The organism is Sphingomonas sp. MA1305, assembly GCF_016107325.1.
In the GTDB taxonomy this organism is placed as follows: domain Bacteria; phylum Pseudomonadota; class Alphaproteobacteria; order Sphingomonadales; family Sphingomonadaceae; genus Sphingomonas.
In genome coordinates, this window is sequence record NZ_RCVT01000002.1 from 103,870 (window position 1) to 121,078 (window position 17,209).

Genomic DNA, 17,209 nt, shown 5'->3' on the forward strand with positions numbered 1-17,209 from the left:
TCCACCGTTCCGCGTGGGCATCGGCGGCGGTGTTCGCGGAGCGGTGGACCCCGGAACAAGTCCGGGGTGACGAAATCCGACGAACCGGTCACGCCAGGCCGAGGCCGGTGACCGCGACGTCGATGATCTTGATCCCGACGAACGGAGCGACGAGGCCACCGAGGCCGTAGATGGCGAGGTTGCGCGCGAGCAGCGGCCCCGCCCCCATCGGCTTGTAGGCGACACCCTTCAGCGCCAGCGGCACGAGCAAGGGGATGATCAGCGCATTGAAGATGATCGCGCTGAGGATCGCCGACTGCGGCGTGCCGAGCCCCATCACGTTGAGCACGCCGAGGCCCGGATAGAGCGCGACGAACATCGCCGGGATGATTGCGAAATATTTGGCGACGTCGTTGGCGACCGAGAAGGTGGTCAGCGCACCGCGGGTCATCAGCAGCTGCTTGCCGAGGCCGACGACCTCGATCAGCTTGGTCGGATCGCTGTCGAGATCGACCATGTTGCCCGCCTCGCGCGCCGCCTGCGTGCCGGTGTTCATCGCCACGCCGACGTCGGCCTGGGCCAGAGCGGGCGCGTCGTTGGTGCCGTCGCCGCACATCGCGACCAGCTTGCCGCCCTGCTGCTCCGACCGGATCAGCGCCAGCTTGTCCTCCGGCGTCGCCTGGGCGAGGAAATCGTCGACCCCCGCCTCCGCCGCGATCGCCGCCGCGGTCAGCGGGTTGTCGCCGGTGATCATCACCGTGCGGATGCCCATCCGACGCAGTTCGCCGAACCGTTCGCGGATCCCCGCCTTGACCACGTCCTTGAGGAAGATCGCGCCCAAGAGCCGGCCATCCTCCGCCACCGCCAGCGGCGTGCCGCCGGCACGGGCAATCTCGTCGGTGATGCGCCGGAGTTCGGTCGCCGCCGCCGTCTCGCCGACGCCCGGATTGGCGCGCAGGATCGAATCGACCGCGCCCTTCTGGATCAGCCGGTCGCCGATGCGGACGCCCGAGATGCGGGTCTGTGCGGTGAACGGGATCACCTCCGCCCCCTCCGGCAGACGCGTAATGGCGGCACCGAACCGGTCGCGGGCAAGCGCGACGATCGAGCGGCCCTCCGGCGTCTCGTCGGCGAGGCTGGCCATCAGCGCGGCATCGGCCAGCGCATCGGGGGTGGCGCCGCCGACGCTGCGGAATTCGCTCGCCTGACGATCGCCGATCGTGATCGTGCCGGTCTTGTCGAGCAGCAGCACGTCGACGTCGCCCGCCGCCTCGACCGCACGGCCCGATTTGGCGAGCACGTTGAACCGCACCAGCCGGTCCATGCCGGCGATGCCGATCGCCGACAGCAACGCCGCGATCGTCGTCGGGATCAGCGTGATCAGCAGCGCCGCGAGGATCGCGACCGGGATGCTGCCGCCGGCATAGGTGGCGAAGGCGGGGATGGTGCCGACCGCGATCAGGAAGATGATCGTCAGCCCGACGAGCAGGATGGTCAGCGCGATTTCGTTCGGCGTCTTCTGCCGCTCGGCGCCTTCGACCAGCGCGATCATCCGGTCGAGAAAGCCCTGACCCGGATTGACCGTCACCTGCACCCGGATCGAGTCGGAGATGACGCGGGTGCCGGCGGTGACCGCCGAGCGGTCGCCACCCGCCTCGCGGATCACCGGCGCGCTTTCGCCGGTGATCGCCGCCTCGTTGACGCTCGCGACGCCGGCGATCACCTCGCCGTCGGACGGAATCAGGTCGCCGGTCTCGACCAGCACCACGTTGCCCTTGGCGAGGCGGGCGGCGGGGACGAGTTCCCAGGTGTCGCCGACTCCGGTCAGCAGCTTGGCGCGCAATTCCGCCTTGGTGTCGCGCAGACTCGCCGCCTGCGCCTTGCCGCGGCCTTCCGCCAGCGCCTCGGCGAAGGTGCCGAACAGCACGGTCAGCCACAGCCAGACGACGAGCTGCAGCTTGAAGCCGACGCCCAGGCCGTCGTGGCCGACGACCAGCAGCACGGTGAGCAGCGCGGCGACGCTGGCGGTCACGAACATCACCGGGTTGCGGATCAGTTCGCGCGGGGAGAGCTTGAGGAACGAGGCCTTGATCGCCGGAACCATCAGGTCCGCGGTGAACAGGGATTTGGATGCGGTCTGAGCCATCAGCGCGCGACTCCGAAGGACCCGTCACCCCGGACTCGTTCCGGGGTCCGCCGTGCGACGGGCGACGGCGGTGCGGGTGGAAGGGTGGACCCCGGAACACGTCCGGGGTGACGAATGAGGTTGCTGGCGGACATCAGAACAACTGCCCCTTCACCATCGCGAGATGATCGGCGATGGGACCGAGCGCGAGGCTCGGCAGGAAGGTGAGGCCGCCCAGCACCAGCACGATGCCGACGAGCAGGCCGACCCACAGGCCGCCGGTGGTCGGGAACGAGCCCGCCGAGGCCGGCGTGTGCTTCTTCGCCGCCAGGCTGCCGGCGATCGCCAGCATCGGCACGATGATGAAGAAGCGGCCGACCCACATCGCGACCCCGAGCAGGCCGTCGTACCAGGGCGTGCTGGCGGTCAGGCCGGCGAAGGCCGAACCGTTGTTGGCGACCGCGGAGGTGAAGGCGTAGAGGATCTCGCCGAAGCCGTGCGGCCCCTTGTTGAGCGGCCCGGCCAGCCCCTGCGCCGTCACCGACGACAAAGCGGTGAGGCCGAGGATCATCAGCGGCAGCACCGCGATGGCGAGGACGGCGAGCTTGACCTCCCTGCTCTCGATCTTCTTGCCGACATATTCCGGCGTGCGCCCGACCATCAGGCCGGCGACGAACACGGCGAGGATGGCGAACAGCAGGAAGCCGTAGATGCCCGCGCCGACGCCGCCGATGACGACCTCGCCCAATTGCATGTTGAACAGCGGGATCAGGCCGCCCAGCGCGGTGAAGCTGTCGTGCATGGCGTTGACCGCGCCACACGAGGCCGCGGTGGTGACCGCCGCGAACAGCGCGCTGGCGGCGACGCCGAAGCGCACCTCCTTGCCCTCCATGTTGCCGCCGGCGACGCCGAGGTGATGGAGCATCGGATTGCCCGCGGCTTCGGCGCCATAGGCGACACCCGCGCCGAGCAGGAACAGGATCACCATCGCCGCCAGGATCGCCCAGCCCTGGCGCGTGTTGCCGACCGCCTTGCCGAAACACCAGGTCAGGCCGAAGCCGATCAGGAAGATCGACAGCATCTGGATGAAATCGGTGAGGGCGGTCGGGTTTTCGAACGGATGCGCGCTGTTGGCGTTGAAGAAGCCGCCACCGTTGGTGCCGAGCATCTTGATCGCCTCCTGGCTGGCGACGGGGCCGAGCAGGATCGACTGGCGTGCCCCCTCCAGCGTCTGGACGTTGACCACGCCCGCCATCGTCTGCGGCACGCCGCTGGCGATCAGGAAGACGGCATAGACGATCGACAGCGGCAGCAGCAGGTAGAGCGTCACCCGCGTCATGTCGGCCCAGAAATTGCCGATCGCCTTGCTCTCGCGCCGCGCGAAGCCGCGGAAGAAGGCGAAGGCGAGCGCGATGCCGGTCGATGCCGACAGGAAGTTGTGGATGGTCAGGCCGAACATCTGGCTGAAGTTCGACATCGTCGATTCGCCGCCATAGCTTTGCCAGTTGGTATTGGTGGTGAAGCTGATCGCGGTGTTGAACGCGAGATGCGGGCTCAAGCCCGCCAGCCCCTGCGGATTGCCGGGCAGCATGCCCTGCAGGCGCAGCACCGCATAGGTCAGCACCATCAACGCGACGTTGAACAGCAGCATGTGCAGCGCGTAGCGGCGCCAGCCCTGCTCGGCATTCGGGTCGATGCCGGCGAGTGCGTAGAAGCCGCGCTCGACCGGCGACAGCACGGCGTGGAGCGGCGTGCGCCGCCCCTCGTACAGCGCGAACAGCCACGCGCCGACCGGTTTGGTCAGCGCGAGCAGGATCGCGACGAAGCCCAGGATCAGGGCCCATCCTTGCAGCGTCATGATGCCGCCCCCTCTAGAAACGTTCGGGGCGGATCAGCACCGCCACCAGATAGACGAGCAGGCCGAGCGCGGTCAGCGCCGCCAGCCACAGGTCGATGGTCATTGCTGCCTCCTCAGGCCGCATCGCAGAGCCGGGCATAGGCGAGCGTCGCCGCCACCAGCCCGACCATTACGAGGATCCAGATCAGATCGTCCATGCGTGTCGCTCCTGTCGTCAGAAGGCCGCGGTCAGCGACACGAGCAGGCGGCTGCCGGCGATGCTGCCGCTGCCGTCCTGGCCCTTGCTGAAGCTCGGCTGGAGATAGGCGCTGCGCCGCTGGCTGATGTCGGTGTCGACCCAGGCGAGGCCGAGCGTCAGATTGCGGTAGGTCGTGTCCGCGCCCAGCGACCAGTCCCAATAGCTCCCCGTCGGCGTCACCGCGGTGGCATTGGGGCCGAGGCCATTCTGCCCCCAGCTGTGACCGACATGCGCCTTGGCGGTGAACGGCGTGCCGGCGATCGCATAGGCGCCGTCGCCCCACAAATAGAGGTTGTCGCCCTTCGCGCCCGGATGGTCGTAGACGCCGGCCGCCGCGCTGGCGCCGATGTCGTACCATTTGCCGATCGCCTGCTGCTTCGGCGCATAGGCGACGCCGGCGAGCAGGCTCGCCGGGCCGATCGTGCCGGACAGCTTGGCATAGGGTTCGGCGAAGTCGGTCTTGTTGGCGCCGCCCGGATAGACGTACCAGGTCAGGCCGACGTCGAGCGTGCCGGTCGGGCTGACCCTGGTCTTGTAGCCGCCGATCAGGTCGAGCTCCATGTTGGCGCCGCCGAACGTACCCCAGCCGGCGAGGTTCGACGCCCAAGTACCGACGTACAGGCCGCTCGCGTGCGCCACGGTGATGCCCGCCTGCACCGCGGGATGGTCGTCGCTCTGCGACACGCCGCGGAAGCGATAATCGGAAACGATCGCCGCCGAACCGCTGACGGTGACGGGCGGCGGCGGTGCGGTGTCGCTCTGGGCTGCGGCGGCGGCCGGCAGGATCGCCAGCAAGGCGGCGGCGACGGGAAGAATCGGTGTCATCATGGCCCCATGGTCGGAGCGCGCATCCACCATCGGACGGCGCCTCCAGGGCCAGCCGATTAGGCCTGGGCCGCGTAGCAATGCGAGGGCGAAACGCCGCTTTCGCATATAGATGGCATAGTGAAACGGCCGGCGAGCGGTTTATGGTGGCGGCCACTGCCCTCCAGCGGGGACGCCGCGGCCATGCTTCGAATCGACGACGATATGCCCCGCAAGCCGGTCGACTCGATCGACATCACCGCCGAACTGGCGGAGCGGCCGCACCGCGCGCCCGACCATGCAGGCGAGAATGCCGCGCTCGCCGAACTCGCCGCGGCGATGACCAGCGCGCCCGACACCGTGCTCGACCGGCTGGCGCAGGCGGCGATGCGGCTGACTGGCGCCGCGTCGGCGGGGATCAGCCTGCTCGAGCCGGGCGGGCGCTACGGCCAGTTCCGCTGGGTCGCCACCGCCGGCGCGCTGGACGCCGCCGAGGGCAGCCTGCTGCCGCGCGAGGACAGCCCGTGCGGCGAGGTGATCGCGCGGCGCACGACCTTGCTGCTGCGCGATCCCGCGCGCGTCTACCAGTCCGGCGCGACGCCGGGCGCGCAGGTATGCGAAGGCCTGCTCGCGCCGTTCGAGCACGAAGGGCGGCCGATCGGTACGGTCTGGGCGATCCATCACGATCCCGCCGGCCGCTTCGACGGCGAGGACGCACGGCTGCTCGCCAGCCTCGCCCGCTTCGCCTCGGTCGCGCATCAGGTCGTGGTCTCGCTCGACCGCGCGCATCAGCAGTCGCTGGCGCTCAAGGCGAGCCGCGACCGCGTCCAGGCGACGCTGGACGCCTCGATGGACATGATCCAGCTGTTCGAAACGGTGCGGGACGATAGCGGCGCGATCGTCGACTTCCGCTGGGTGCTCAACAACCGCACCGCGGACGCTTATTACGGCGCAGACATGGTCGGCCACCACCTGCTCGTCTGCAACCCCGGCGTGGCGGCGGAAGGCATCTTCGACGCCTTCCGCCGGGTGGTCGAAACCGGCGTGCCCGACCGTTCCGAGCGACGCTACAAGCATGAACAGTTCGACGGCTGGTTCTATCAGTCGGTGGTCAAGCTGGGCGACGGCGTCGCCACCACGACCACCGACATCACCGAGTTGAAACGCGCCGAGCACCAGGTCGCCGAACTGCGCGACGCGATCGCCGCGTCGCGGCTGGACCAGAGCGAACAGCGCTTCCGCGGGCTGGTCGAGGGCCATGCCCAGGCGGTGTGGGAAACCGATCCCGCCGGCGTCGTCGTTGCCGACAGCCCGAGCTGGCGCGCCTATACCGGCCAGAGCCGCGAGGCGTGGCTGGGCTATGGCTGGCTCGACGCGATCCATCCGGACGATCGCAGCTATGCCGAGCGGCAGTGGCGCGAAGCCATGCACGTTGGCAAGTTTAACGCCGAATTCCGCTTATGGTCCGCCGCAGAGGGCCGCTGGCGCTGGACCAACGTGCGCGCGGTGCCGCTGATCGCGCGCGACGGCGCGATCCTGAAATGGGTCGGCATGAACATCGACGTCGACGAACGCCGCCGCGCCGAGGAGATCCTGCGCGACAGCCAGGAACGACAGGCCTTTCTGTTGCGGCTGAGCGACGGGCTGGCGTCGATCGCCGACGCCACCGACCTGCTGCGCTATGCGGCGCGGCTGCTCGGCGAGCAGATGGCGGTCGACCGCACCTTCTACAGCGAGATCGACGGCCCGGCGGGCGCGCGCACCGCGGTGATCCGCGCCCAGCACGTCCGCCGCGGCGCGGCGCTGCCCGACCGGGTCGACTATGACCGGCGCGCCGGCGGCTGGATCAGCGACTGGCTGCGCCGCGGCGAGCGCGTGGTGATCGCCGACGTCGCCGGCGATCCGCGGCTCGACGAGCGCAGCCGCGCCTTGCTGATCGCCAGCGGCGCCCGTGCCATGATCCTGGTGTCGCTGCTGCGCGATGGCGAGGAGACGGTCAATTTCGGCGTTCAGCACGGGGCGCCGCGATCCTGGACCGCCGCCGATATACAGCTGGTCAACGAGGTGGCGGAGCGGACCTGGGCGGCGGCGGCGCGGGTGCGGACGGAATCGGCGCTGGCCAAGAGCGAGGAACGGCTGCGCAGCGCGGTCGAGGTCGGTCAGGTTGGCCTGTGGGACTGGGACGTCACCACCGGTGCGATCCACTGGTCCGACGAGCATTTCCGCATGGAAGGCTATGCCGTCGGCGAGGTGACGCCGAGCTACCAGACCTGGTCGCAGCGGCTGCATCCCGACGACCGCGCCGCGACCGAGGCCGCGCTGCATCAGGCGATGGCGAGCGGCGAGGAATATGTCCATGAATTCCGCGTCGTCCATCCCGACGGCACGGTGCGCTGGATGGCGGCACGCGGCCAGTTCGTCTACGACGCCGCGGGCGCGGCGGTGCGCATGGTCGGCGCAATGGTCGACACCACCGAGCGGCGCGATCTGGAGAACCGTCAGACCGCATTGGTCGGCGAGCTTCAGCATCGCACCCGCAATTTGATGGGGGTGATCCGATCGATCGCGCACAAGGCGATGGACGCCAGTCGCGACCTCGCCGATTTCCACGCTCGCTTCGAAGACCGGATGACCGCGCTGAGCCGCGTCCACGGCCTGCTGTCGCGGCTGGGCGAGCACGATCGGATCGGCTTCGACCAGCTGATCCGCGGCGAGATGGAGGCGATGAGCGGCGATCCCGCCCGCGTCACGCTTGACGGCCCTGCGGGGATCCGGCTGCGCTCGTCGACGGTGCAGATGCTCGCGCTGGCGCTGCACGAGCTGGCGACCAATGCGGTCAAATATGGCGCGCTCGGCCAGCCGGGGGCGCGGCTGACGATCCGCTGGCATTGGACGCCACCGGAAGCCGACGGTCGGCCGTGGCTGACGATCGACTGGCGGGAGCAGGGGGTGACGATGCCGCCGCCCGGACAGGGCGGCGCCGGCCAGGGTCGCGACCTGATCGAGCGCGCCCTGCCCTATCAGCTCGACGCCGACACGCGCTTCACGCTGACCGCCGACGGCGTGCACTGCATCATCGCGCTGCCGGTATCGGAGACGACCGCGGTCTGATCGTCCGTCACCGGCCCGCCGGTCACGGCAGCGCCTGCCCCATGCCCGCCTGCAGCACCGCATACCATTCCGCCCGCGTCCAGCGGACGGCATAGGCGCCGGCGGCGGCGGCGATCCGGGCCGGCTGCTGCGACCCGACGATCGGGATGACGCGCGCCGGATGCGCCATCACCCAGGCAAGCGCCGCCGTCGCCGCGTCGACGCCGAAGCGGGTGCCATGATCGGCGAGCAGCGCCGCCGCCGGCAGCGTCGCATCCGCCAGCCGGCCGCCGCCGAGCGGCGACCAGGCGAGCACCGCAATGTCGCGCGCCATCGCCTGGTCGAGCGTACCGTCGAACAGTGGTACGCTGTGCAGCGCGCTGAATTCCGGCTGGGTGCTGACGATCGGCTGGCCGAGGAACGCCTGCAGCGCATCGAGTTCGGCCGCACTGTGGTTCGACACGCCGATGCTGCGCACCTTGCCACTCGCCACCATGGCATCGAGCGCCGCCGCCACTTCCTGCGGATGCGCCAGCAGGTCGCGGCGGTGGATCTGGTAGAGGTCGACCTGGTCGATGCCCATCCGCGCCAGCGATGCGTCGAGCGCCTCGGCCAGGTAAGTGGCGCTGGAATTATAAGGAATGCCGGGGCGGATGCCGCCCTTGGTGGCGATCGTCATCGTGTCGCGCAGCGCCGGCGCCTCGGCGAGCGCACGGCCGAACAGGATTTCCGCCGAACCGAAGCCGGCCGGCTGATCCGCGCCATAGATGTCGGCGGTATCGAACAGCGTGATTCCCGCGCCCAGCGCCGCATCGATCGCCGCGCGCACCGCCTTGGTATCGTCGCCCGCCAGCCGCCACATGCCCCAGGCGATCGGCGAGACAAGCATGCCGCTGCGGCCGAGCGGACGGGGAGCGGAGGACAGCGCGATATCGGTCATCTGCAAGGCCATGCCACGCGCGACGGTGCAGCGATAGCCGCGGCGCGATGATCACGATCAAGGGGGCGACCAAGTCGCTCCGTCCGGGCCTGCTACAGCGAGACGCCGATCGACGGAGCGACTTGGATGGTGGGCGTGGCAAGGATTGAACTTGCGACCCCTGCGATGTCAACGAAGGCGGTAGCGCGGTTTTCCGCCGGTTTCTGACTTCCGTCGCCCTCGTTGACCTCGTGAAACCTCGCGGAAAACCGTGCGTGATTTTGGCGAACGCCGAACTCGCGCCGAAGCCCCCCACCGACATTTAGGCGCTCCGCACGCCAACGCCATCACGTAAGCGGGCGGCTGAACACAGCGATTCAGCCGGCGCTTCCGTGCGCCCATCGACTCCGCACGGGAGCCGACACGATGTCATTTACCTCTACGTCTGACGCAGCACCGATCGCCCGCCAGACACGCCAGCTCATCAAGCAAGCCACTGCCGGCATGACCGGAAAGACCCGTGGGCCTGACCCCCACGTCCGCCGCGACAGCTACGACGTCGACGACAGCCGCGCCCAGGTGTGGCGCAAGATCGAGGATGGCACGAAGAAGGGCGGCCTCGCCTTCGCGGACGCGCTGTTGAAGACGGCCGAGGAATTCGACGTCGTCCACAAGCAAAAGGGGTCGCGCGGACCGCTACAGGCGAACGGCATACGAGTGCTCAAGGCCATCGTACGCAAGGCCCTGGACTTCAAGACCGGCCGATCAGAGCCCGAGCTGCTAACGATCATGAAGTGGACGGGTCTATCTAAACCGGCCGTGGTGGGCGCGTTGAAACGGCTGCGGGAGCACGGCTTCCTGGATTGGGTCCGGAGAAGTGTCCGCGCAGGTGCAAAGGGGCAAGCCGGTCCCCAGCGAAAGCAGACGTCGAACGCCTATTTCTTCAGCTTTGCACGCATGCGCGATCGCCACAAAGCGTTTGGATGCGGTTCCGCGACCTCCTAGCGCGCAAGAAGGCAAATGCCGCCGCCAAGGCCGCCCCCCCACCCGACAGCCCTCCACCGCCCCCTGCAGCATCCTTGACGCCCCTGGGAATGGCTCTCGCCTCCCTGTACTCCCGGATCGAGAGCGCGAGTTCATGAAGCGGTCTGTATCCCTCCTAAGGGGTGAGATTAAAAGGAATGGACCCGCTTAGGCGGGCCCATGCGCTGTGAGAATGGATCTGCGCCGGCAGATCCGTGCGTTCCTCGTGCTCCCCCCTGCCGAAACGGCACACCCCACTCACCCGACCGCTTAGGCGCGGCTGTCGGAGCGTGGCGGCTTGCGCCGCCCCGGGGCTGCCTGGGGGGAGTGAGCAGGAAATGTGCCGGACCAAAGCAAACTTCCTCTTGTAGGTTGGCGTTACCTAGTATTTGGCTCCTGCACTTCCGGTCGAGCAGCGTTCATGACGCCTGTCGCAATGAAAGTTTTTGGATAAATACCTTTCACTTCCGTTAGAATTTCTAATTCCTCAAGCTTGTCTATAGTCTTCTTAGCAGCTGCGTAGGTCACGCCAAGGCGCTCAGCAGCGCCTGTCACTGTCACAGCGGGCCGCTCGAAGAGGCTATCAACCAAGGAGATCGCACTTGCGGACCGAACAGCAGCGCTAGCAAGCTGCCTATATTTGTCTTGCAGATCGATAAGGCGGTCAATGGTAGCAACGGTATCCTGGCAAGCAGCCACGACCTTCTTAAAAAAGAAATTCAGCCATGCTGTCCATTCCCCCCGCGCCGATACAGCGAAGAGCAGATCAATATACTCGTCTTTGTCATGCTCAAGAGCCGGGCTAACATAGAGAACCGGGAGATCAAGCAGCCCACTCTTTACCGCCATGATCGATATCAGCATGCGCCCTACACGGCCGTTGCCGTCAGCAAATGGGTGTATCGTTTCGAGCTGATAGTGCACCAGCGCCAAGTCCATCAAAGGAGTCGGAAAGTTGTCAAGCTCCCGGTTTATGTATGCCTCGACCTCATTCATGCAGGTCTGCGTCTCCTGAGGAGGAGGAGGAACAAAGCGGGCGTTTTCGATGAGCCGGCCGCCGATCCAATTTTGGTCAACCTTATATTCGCCCGGACGCTTTTGCGCGCCACGAGCGCTACTTAGGCCACTTAAGAGGATTTCGTGCGCAGAAGTAATGACACGATGACAGATGGGCAGCTCGTCAAGCATGCCCAACGAGTGATTGAGGGCACGGAGGTAATTGCGCACCTCTCGAGTTGAGTCATCATGATCGCGCTCGATACCCACCTCGGCAAGCGCAAGATCGTCGGCGGTGGTGAACGTGCCCTCCATAGCGGACGACGTAAGAGCCTCACGTCGCTGAAGCGGGCTAATCAAGATATATGGATTGCTGAGGCGGCGACATGCGCCCTTCAATTCGCCAATGGCCTGCATGGCTTCCGCCATAGGGATAGCGATCGCATTGAGGTCGATTTTCGGGGGAAGCGCGTCTGGCACGAAAGCTAGCTGCTGGGCGATAGTCGGCACGAGACGCCCAGGCGCTTCAGCAGAAAAATCGGTACTGCGCATTTTAACTCCGGTACAAAGCTGCGCTAAGTTTTATACCGAAAGGCCCCTTGAGTACAAAGCGTCAAAGGCGCTTTATACCGGCGGTCAAGGACGAAAACGGCTATCTTGTGGTTAACCCCACCCCAAGCCCAATCCGTCGTTGTCAAGCGCCAATACCGCCGCCCCAAACTTTTTGCTCCAGAAGAATGCTCGCTGCATACGGCGCCACTGCGCGGTGTCCGGCCCAGCCGGCAGCAGGCTTTTGACCCCGCCCCCCGATCAGCCGTCGAGCTGGTCCGCCCAGGCCTGGAACAGATCGCGCCGACGGCCGAGCAGCTCGGCGCGATTGTACGCCGCCTCAACCTTGTCCTTCAACGAATGCGCCAGCGCCCGGTCGATTGCCGCCCGATCCTCCGGACGCAGCTCGTTCAACACCGTGGCGAAGGTCGCGCGCCAGCCGTGCGGGACATGGCGGCCGGTGAAGCCGGCGCGGTTGTAGAGCGCGCCGATCGCGCCCTCGGGCAGTGGACTATCCCCGCAGGCAACGCCGAAAACTAGCCCACCCGCATCTGCACCATGCATATTTGCATCGCTCGGATGCATATTCGCCTCGGCCACGCGCATAGTGCGCAGCAGCACGGCGGCCTGGCGCGACAATGGCACGAGGTGATCGTTCGCCGCGTCGTCCTTCTTCGCCCGCGCCAGCTTCATCCGGGCGGCCGGCACGCGCCACAGCGGCGCGTCGCCGTCCAGGTCCTCGATCTCGTTCCAGCGGGCGCCACGCACCGCCGCCAGGCGCACCGCCGTCAGGGCGAGGAAGCGCGACGCGGCCTTGGCAACGTTTGAGCCGCTCAGCTGGTCGACCGCTTCCAGCAGCTCGCGCGCCTCGCTTGCGGTCAGGAGCGCCGGCTGCCGCCGCGCCGGCCGTGGCGGCATGAGCGCGCGGCCGACGTGCTGAGCAGGGTCGCTGTCGACGATCCCCTCGGCGATCGCGAACCGGAAGACGGCCGAGATCCTCTGGCAAATCCGGGGAGCGGTTTCGCGGCGGCCGCGCTGCTCGACCGAACGCATGGCGTTCAGCACCACAGGCGGCGTGATGGCGCCGATCGGCATGGCGCCGATCGCGGGGAAGACGTTGCGCTCGAGGCTGGCGATGACGTCGCCGGCGTGCACCGCGGTCCACCGAGGCAGCATGTGCTGGTACCAGCGCCGGGAGAGCTGTTCGAACGTCCGCAAGCGATCGCCATTACCGGCCGCACCGATGGCACGCGGAGACTCGCCCCGCGCCCGCGCGGCGGCCGCGTCTTCGCGAAGCGCCCGCGCCTGGTCGAGCGTGATGTCAGGATAGCTGCCAATCGTCAGCAGCTGCTCGCGGCCATCTTTCCGGTACCGCCAGCGGAAGGATCGCAACCCGGTCGGCGCCACGTAAAGGTGCAGCCCGCCGCCATCGGTGAGCTTGTAGGCGGCCGCGCGCGGCCGTGCGGCTTTCACCGCGGTGTTTGTCAGCATAGGGTGCCTCGATCTAGGGAGTTCGACGATGTTGTTGATGAAAAATGCCGGCGAAAGTGGTGTCGCAGTTCCGCTCACGACGATGGCCGCAGCTGAAGAGCTGTCGGATGTCGTTGGCGAGTGACCACAGCAACGGGCGATCATTTTATCTATTCAAAAGGTGACTGGTTGATCGCAGCCATGACGCCAAAGGTGACCTGGCCCGCGTTGCCGGGTACCTATCTTGTATCCGCCAATATCGACGGGGAAGAACCTCATTTTTGGCGTTCAAACGTTCTCGGCTGGGCGATTTGCATGGATGGGCTGGTCCGCCCAATCATCATCGATCCTAACGGCCTCATGGAGACTTGGACGGTGCTGCATCCCGACGGCCGCGTTGAAAAGAGCAACGGCGATGAGTTCGAGGATACTGCCGCGTGGTTGGAGGTGGCAGTCCCCGGCAGGTGATAATGCGGCGGAGACATCCTCCGCCGCCTTTAAGCGACCTCAGATGAAGTGCTTCGGTCCTGGCAACGCATCAAGCGCTTCGGCGATCTGAGCTGCGACATGTGTCAGGTCGCTATCCTCGGCGAGCTTCAGGGCCTCCTGCAGCTTCAGCTCGAGCAGCTCGCGTTGATCAGAGTTATTGCCCGAGGTCACCATCGCTGATCCCTCATATTGAGACCAGCGCATATGCAATGGTGCAGAACGACCAGAAATAAAAAGTCGCATCAAATCGGGCCACCCACGGCGGAGACGTCCTCCGCCCTCCCCTCGCTTTTCAGCCGCTCATCAGCTGCTGGGTACCCGCTCGCACTCGTCCGATACCCGATGTCCGCTATCGCCCAATTGCGGACACTCCGCACATCTGGAATGTTCACGCAGATGACGGATGCTGATCGCTGCTGGGGTCTTTCAAATCCCGGTCCTGACACACTCTATGTCTGGCTTGAGCCGTGGGCAGACGAAATTGAGGTTCCCGCTCGATCGGCTATCACCCTCGACCCATCAGGCGGGCCCGACGACTGCCCGCTGGGTCAGGTGGAGTGGTCCACCGATCACCTAGTCGTTTGGGCGACCGCCCAGAGGATAGCCGTTTCCGTAGATGGCGTGCTTCAGCGCTCTGTCTCAGCTTCGGTCCCTGCTCCTGTCGGCCTGACAAAGGGGATGCTTGGCATCATGTTCGCGGATAGACCCGCGACACGCCTCGGTGGCGCTCCATTGGATTTGATTGGGCGACCATCTTGGTGGCAGCTGATAAAACGCCGTGTGGGCTTATAAAAGGACGGGCGGGGGATGGCCTTAAACGTCCGCTTTATCCGAGAGGCGGACATTCCGCTTGCGCCCATCTCTTGCCGTTCCGGCGTCGCCATCGATCTCGCAAAAGTTGTCGCCCGTTCAGAGGCCTATCGAAGGAGTCACGAGATTCATACGTTCGCTTAAAACATCCCGCTTCCTCGCGTCGCTAATTGTTTGACGATCTGCTGGTTTTTAATGGAAAGGCCGTATAAGGAAGATCGTCTCGATCGTAACGGTAGTATGTCCGCCCTCTACGATCATGGTAAAATGATAACGAGTAGGGCTTTTCGTCCTTTCTAGTTACGTAATTGTGATAAGTAATTACGATTTTGTTTGAAAGCACTTCATATCTACCATTGGCGTTCCCCCATCCACCATACCTGGTGGCGCGCCCGTCCGGGTAGAAGCACAGTGGACCGGCGTCGGCGGGATATGTCCCCTCGTCCAGGCATCCGTTCGCCAGTTTTCTGACATCATCCGCTTTCATCGGAATGAGACGAGCCACCGAGACGCTGTCATAACGCCCCTTTGCTGCTGGCCTTGGCTGCGGAGAAGTCATGTTTTGCGACGCTGGAACGATGATGACTGCGGCCAACAACAACATGTATTTCTCCTGCTACCCTCACCAACGTAAGCAGCGCGAACCCCTCAATTTGCTTCAAATGCGGACTGACCGCTACCCCCCCCCCAAATGGGACATCCCCACTGCAGCGATTGCCCGCCGCGCCCGTGTATGTGCTACGCCGATTGGTGCGCTTGATACCCTTTCAAAAGACACTCGAAGCTTTCGGTTAACCATGCAGGTGAACCAGCTTCTAAGCTGTTAGCAGGCAAGGGGTTTTGGTTCGCGATAGGGAACGCGAACTGAAAAGGGGCTTGAATGCTGAAGCGCACGCTAGCGTTGCTAGCCGCCGGTTGCTCGACCATGGCACTGGCTGGAGAGCCGGGCTGGACGATCAGTGAGGCGAGCGGCCCGGTCCGTATCGCCCATGCCGGCATCACCAAGGTGGCGGCGCGCGGAACCGCCGTCGCTGCTGGCGATGTCGTCACCACGGGGTCGGGCGCGCGCGCGGTGCTGGTCCGCGGCAGCGAATTTATGATGGTCGCCCCCGCTTCACAGCTGCGCTTGCCGGTCGAGGTACAGGCGAGCGGCCTGACTCAGGTGGTGCAGGACTTCGGCAACGTCGTCTTCATGATCAAGAAGAAGCTGACACCGCATTTCGAGGTGAAAACACCTTATCTGGCCGCGGTCGTGAAGGGCACAACGTTCTCTGTAGGCGTCAGCCCGCAAGGGTCTTCGGTGCAGGTACTGGAGGGTGCAGTTGACGTCGCGACAGGCGATGGCGGCGCACACGATCTCCTGCGCCCCGGTATGGTGGCGCAGGTCGGATCGGCCAATGTTTTCCAGATGCAGATCCAGTCCGCCAATTCCCGGCGAACGATCGAATCTCCGGCAAAGCCCGCGACCGGCAGCACCGCGGGACCGGTGATCACCGCGCCCCCGGGGACTGAGACGTCAACCAAAGAGCAAGGCGTCCCGTCCGTCGCTCCCGCGGTTGGATCTGCGGCGTCGCCGGTCACATCGGTCGGCGTTACCACCGCGATCTTCGAAGCACCAGTTTCCCTGAGCAAGACGACGGGGGGCCTAGTTTCGGGCGAGCTTGGTCGAAACGCAGAGCTTGCAGAGGTCGCAACCGCAACCAAGATCGCGACGGAGGCGACTGTCACGACGACGAAGGCTGTTGAGGTTGCCCAAGCAACGGCGATTGCTGCCGCAAAGGAGCAGGAGGCAACTGCCGCAGCAGCCAAGCAGGCCGAAACTGCAGCCGCGGCAGCCGAAGCGAAGCGAGCCGCCGAGCAATCCAACCTTGATGCCGCCGCCGCGGCTCAGCGCGCGGCTGACGCCGCCAATGAGGCAGCGGCCGATAAGGCTCGCAGTGACGCTGCAAAAGCCGCCGCCGCTGCGCAGGCCGATGCAGCGGCGAGGGCTGCCGCTGACGCCGCGGCCGCCGCGGCAAAGGCCGAAGCTGACGCTGCTGCCAAAGCTGCCATGCAGGCTCAGGCTCAGGCAGAGGCCGCCCGCGCCGCCAAAGCTGCCGAGGACGCAGCCAAGGCATCAGCGCAAGCCGCCGCAGACAACGCCGCTAAAGCGGCTGCGGCCCAAGCGGCGCAGATGGAACGTGACGCGGCTGCCGCTGCCACGCGCGCTGCTGCTGAGGCGGCACAGGCTGCTGCGGACAAGGCCGCGAGGGATGCCGCCACCGCAGCCGCAGCTAGCGATAGTGACAAGGCTGCAAAGGACGCTGCGGCCGCAGCTGCATCGGCAGCGCAAGCACAGGCCGATGCCTTGGCCAAAAGCGCAGCACAGGCGGCTGCCGACGCTGATGCAGCACGCGCCGCCAAAGCCGCTCAGGATGCAGCCAAGGCAGCGGCAGATGACGCTTCGCAGGCCGCGGCCGCGCAGGCTGCCAAAGCCGCGCAAGATGCTGCCGCGGCCGCAAATCGCGCCGCCGATCAGGCTGCCCAAGCTGCGGCCGACAAAGCTGCGAAGGATGCAGCCAAGGCGGCATCAGACGCGGATGCCCAAAAGGCGGCGAATGACGCGGCAAAGGCCGCTGCCGATGCGGACAAGCTTGCAAAAGACAAAGCAGCCGCGGATGCCGAAAAGGCAGCCAAGGATGCGGCCAAAGATGCCGCTAAGGCCGCCGCCGATGCTGCAAAGCAGCAGGAGGATGCTGCTAAGGCAGCTCAAAAGGCGGCAGAGGATATAGCTAAGGCCGCAGCAGATGCCGCAGCCAAGGCAGTCAAGGACGTCACCAAGGCTTCCGACGACATCCTCAAGAAGCTGAAGCTGTAAGC

General features: G+C 66.0%; 13 protein-coding genes. 4 read left to right on the forward strand and 9 right to left on the reverse strand.

All coding sequences use genetic code 11. From position 1 onward, the window contains the following. Positions 1-88: 88 nt before the first annotated feature. From kdpB to D9601_RS08570, 4 genes are all read right to left on the reverse strand, one after another. On the reverse strand, positions 89-2,125 hold the full coding sequence (gene kdpB / locus D9601_RS08555) for a potassium-transporting ATPase subunit KdpB (RefSeq protein WP_198353558.1): 2,037 nt from the start codon (positions 2,123-2,125) through the stop codon (positions 89-91). 133 nt (positions 2,126-2,258) lie between these two features. Then, positions 2,259-3,962, reverse strand: coding sequence for a potassium-transporting ATPase subunit KdpA (kdpA, locus tag D9601_RS08560; protein WP_198353559.1), 1,704 nt, complete (start codon positions 3,960-3,962; stop codon positions 2,259-2,261). A 13-nt stretch (positions 3,963-3,975) separates the two neighbouring features. After that, on the reverse strand, positions 3,976-4,065 hold the full coding sequence (kdpF, locus tag D9601_RS08565) for a K(+)-transporting ATPase subunit F (RefSeq protein ID WP_198353560.1): 90 nt from the start codon (positions 4,063-4,065) through the stop codon (positions 3,976-3,978). Between the two features lie 111 nt (positions 4,066-4,176). Beyond that, entirely contained in the window at positions 4,177-5,025 is an 849-nt protein-coding gene (locus D9601_RS08570) for a TorF family putative porin (RefSeq protein ID WP_198354421.1), read from the reverse strand. 183 nt (positions 5,026-5,208) lie between these two features. On the opposite strand from D9601_RS08570, the gene D9601_RS08575 reads away from it, so the two are divergent. Then, the gene (locus D9601_RS08575) at positions 5,209-8,115 is read left to right on the forward strand and encodes a PAS domain-containing protein (protein ID WP_198353561.1); all 2,907 of its coding nucleotides are present in this window, start codon (positions 5,209-5,211) and stop codon (positions 8,113-8,115) included. A 22-nt stretch (positions 8,116-8,137) separates the two neighbouring features. Here the strand turns inward: D9601_RS08575 and D9601_RS08580 are convergent, their stop codons facing one another. After that, complete coding sequence (locus tag D9601_RS08580; protein WP_198353562.1) at positions 8,138-9,034, reverse strand: aldo/keto reductase; 897 nt, start codon at positions 9,032-9,034, stop codon at positions 8,138-8,140. Between the two features lie 405 nt (positions 9,035-9,439). On the opposite strand from D9601_RS08580, the gene D9601_RS08585 reads away from it, so the two are divergent. Next, positions 9,440-10,018 carry a hypothetical protein gene (locus D9601_RS08585; RefSeq protein WP_198353563.1) on the forward strand — a complete coding sequence of 193 codons (579 nt, stop codon included), beginning with the start codon at positions 9,440-9,442 and terminating at the stop codon, positions 10,016-10,018. Positions 10,019-10,414: 396 nt separating this feature from the next. On the opposite strand, the gene D9601_RS08590 is transcribed toward D9601_RS08585, so the two are convergent. Both D9601_RS08590 and D9601_RS08595 read right to left on the reverse strand, forming a co-directional pair. Next, positions 10,415-11,584: a Fic family protein gene (locus tag D9601_RS08590; protein ID WP_198353564.1), complete on the reverse strand. Its 1,170-nt coding sequence runs from the start codon at positions 11,582-11,584 to the stop codon at positions 10,415-10,417. Between the two features lie 258 nt (positions 11,585-11,842). Then, positions 11,843-13,150 carry a tyrosine-type recombinase/integrase gene (locus D9601_RS08595; protein WP_332837947.1) on the reverse strand — a complete coding sequence of 436 codons (1,308 nt, stop codon included), beginning with the start codon at positions 13,148-13,150 and terminating at the stop codon, positions 11,843-11,845. A gap of 42 nt (positions 13,151-13,192) precedes the next feature. On the opposite strand from D9601_RS08595, the gene D9601_RS08600 reads away from it, so the two are divergent. Further along, positions 13,193-13,519, forward strand: coding sequence for a hypothetical protein (locus D9601_RS08600; RefSeq protein WP_198353565.1), 327 nt, complete (start codon positions 13,193-13,195; stop codon positions 13,517-13,519). 39 nt (positions 13,520-13,558) lie between these two features. Here D9601_RS08600 and D9601_RS08605 read toward each other — a convergent pair whose 3' ends face one another. Together D9601_RS08605 and D9601_RS08610 are read right to left on the reverse strand one after the other, a co-directional pair. After that, on the reverse strand, positions 13,559-13,714 hold the full coding sequence (locus D9601_RS08605) for a hypothetical protein (RefSeq protein WP_198353566.1): 156 nt from the start codon (positions 13,712-13,714) through the stop codon (positions 13,559-13,561). Between the two features lie 802 nt (positions 13,715-14,516). Continuing rightward, positions 14,517-14,954 (reverse strand): hypothetical protein, encoded by a 438-nt coding sequence (locus tag D9601_RS08610; protein WP_198353567.1) that lies wholly within the window; start codon positions 14,952-14,954, stop codon positions 14,517-14,519. A gap of 276 nt (positions 14,955-15,230) precedes the next feature. Between D9601_RS08610 and D9601_RS08615 the strand changes: the two genes are divergently transcribed. Continuing rightward, positions 15,231-17,207 carry a FecR domain-containing protein gene (locus tag D9601_RS08615; RefSeq protein WP_198353568.1) on the forward strand — a complete coding sequence of 659 codons (1,977 nt, stop codon included), beginning with the start codon at positions 15,231-15,233 and terminating at the stop codon, positions 17,205-17,207. Positions 17,208-17,209 lie beyond the last annotated feature (2 nt).

Coding starts and splice junctions, on each gene's coding strand:
- kdpB (WP_198353558.1), bottom strand. CDS start 2,125: ATGGCTCAGACCGCATCCAAATCCCTGTTCACCGCGGACCTGATGGTT.
- kdpA (WP_198353559.1), bottom strand. CDS start 3,962: ATGACGCTGCAAGGATGGGCCCTGATCCTGGGCTTCGTCGCGATCCTG.
- kdpF (WP_198353560.1), bottom strand. CDS start 4,065: ATGACCATCGACCTGTGGCTGGCGGCGCTGACCGCGCTCGGCCTGCTC.
- D9601_RS08570 (WP_198354421.1), bottom strand. CDS start 5,025: ATGACACCGATTCTTCCCGTCGCCGCCGCCTTGCTGGCGATCCTGCCG.
- D9601_RS08575 (WP_198353561.1), top strand. CDS start 5,209: ATGCTTCGAATCGACGACGATATGCCCCGCAAGCCGGTCGACTCGATC.
- D9601_RS08580 (WP_198353562.1), bottom strand. CDS start 9,034: ATGACCGATATCGCGCTGTCCTCCGCTCCCCGTCCGCTCGGCCGCAGC.
- D9601_RS08585 (WP_198353563.1), top strand. CDS start 9,440: ATGTCATTTACCTCTACGTCTGACGCAGCACCGATCGCCCGCCAGACA.
- D9601_RS08590 (WP_198353564.1), bottom strand. CDS start 11,584: ATGCGCAGTACCGATTTTTCTGCTGAAGCGCCTGGGCGTCTCGTGCCG.
- D9601_RS08605 (WP_198353566.1), bottom strand. CDS start 13,714: ATGGTGACCTCGGGCAATAACTCTGATCAACGCGAGCTGCTCGAGCTG.
- D9601_RS08610 (WP_198353567.1), bottom strand. CDS start 14,954: ATGTTGTTGTTGGCCGCAGTCATCATCGTTCCAGCGTCGCAAAACATG.
- D9601_RS08615 (WP_198353568.1), top strand. CDS start 15,231: ATGCTGAAGCGCACGCTAGCGTTGCTAGCCGCCGGTTGCTCGACCATG.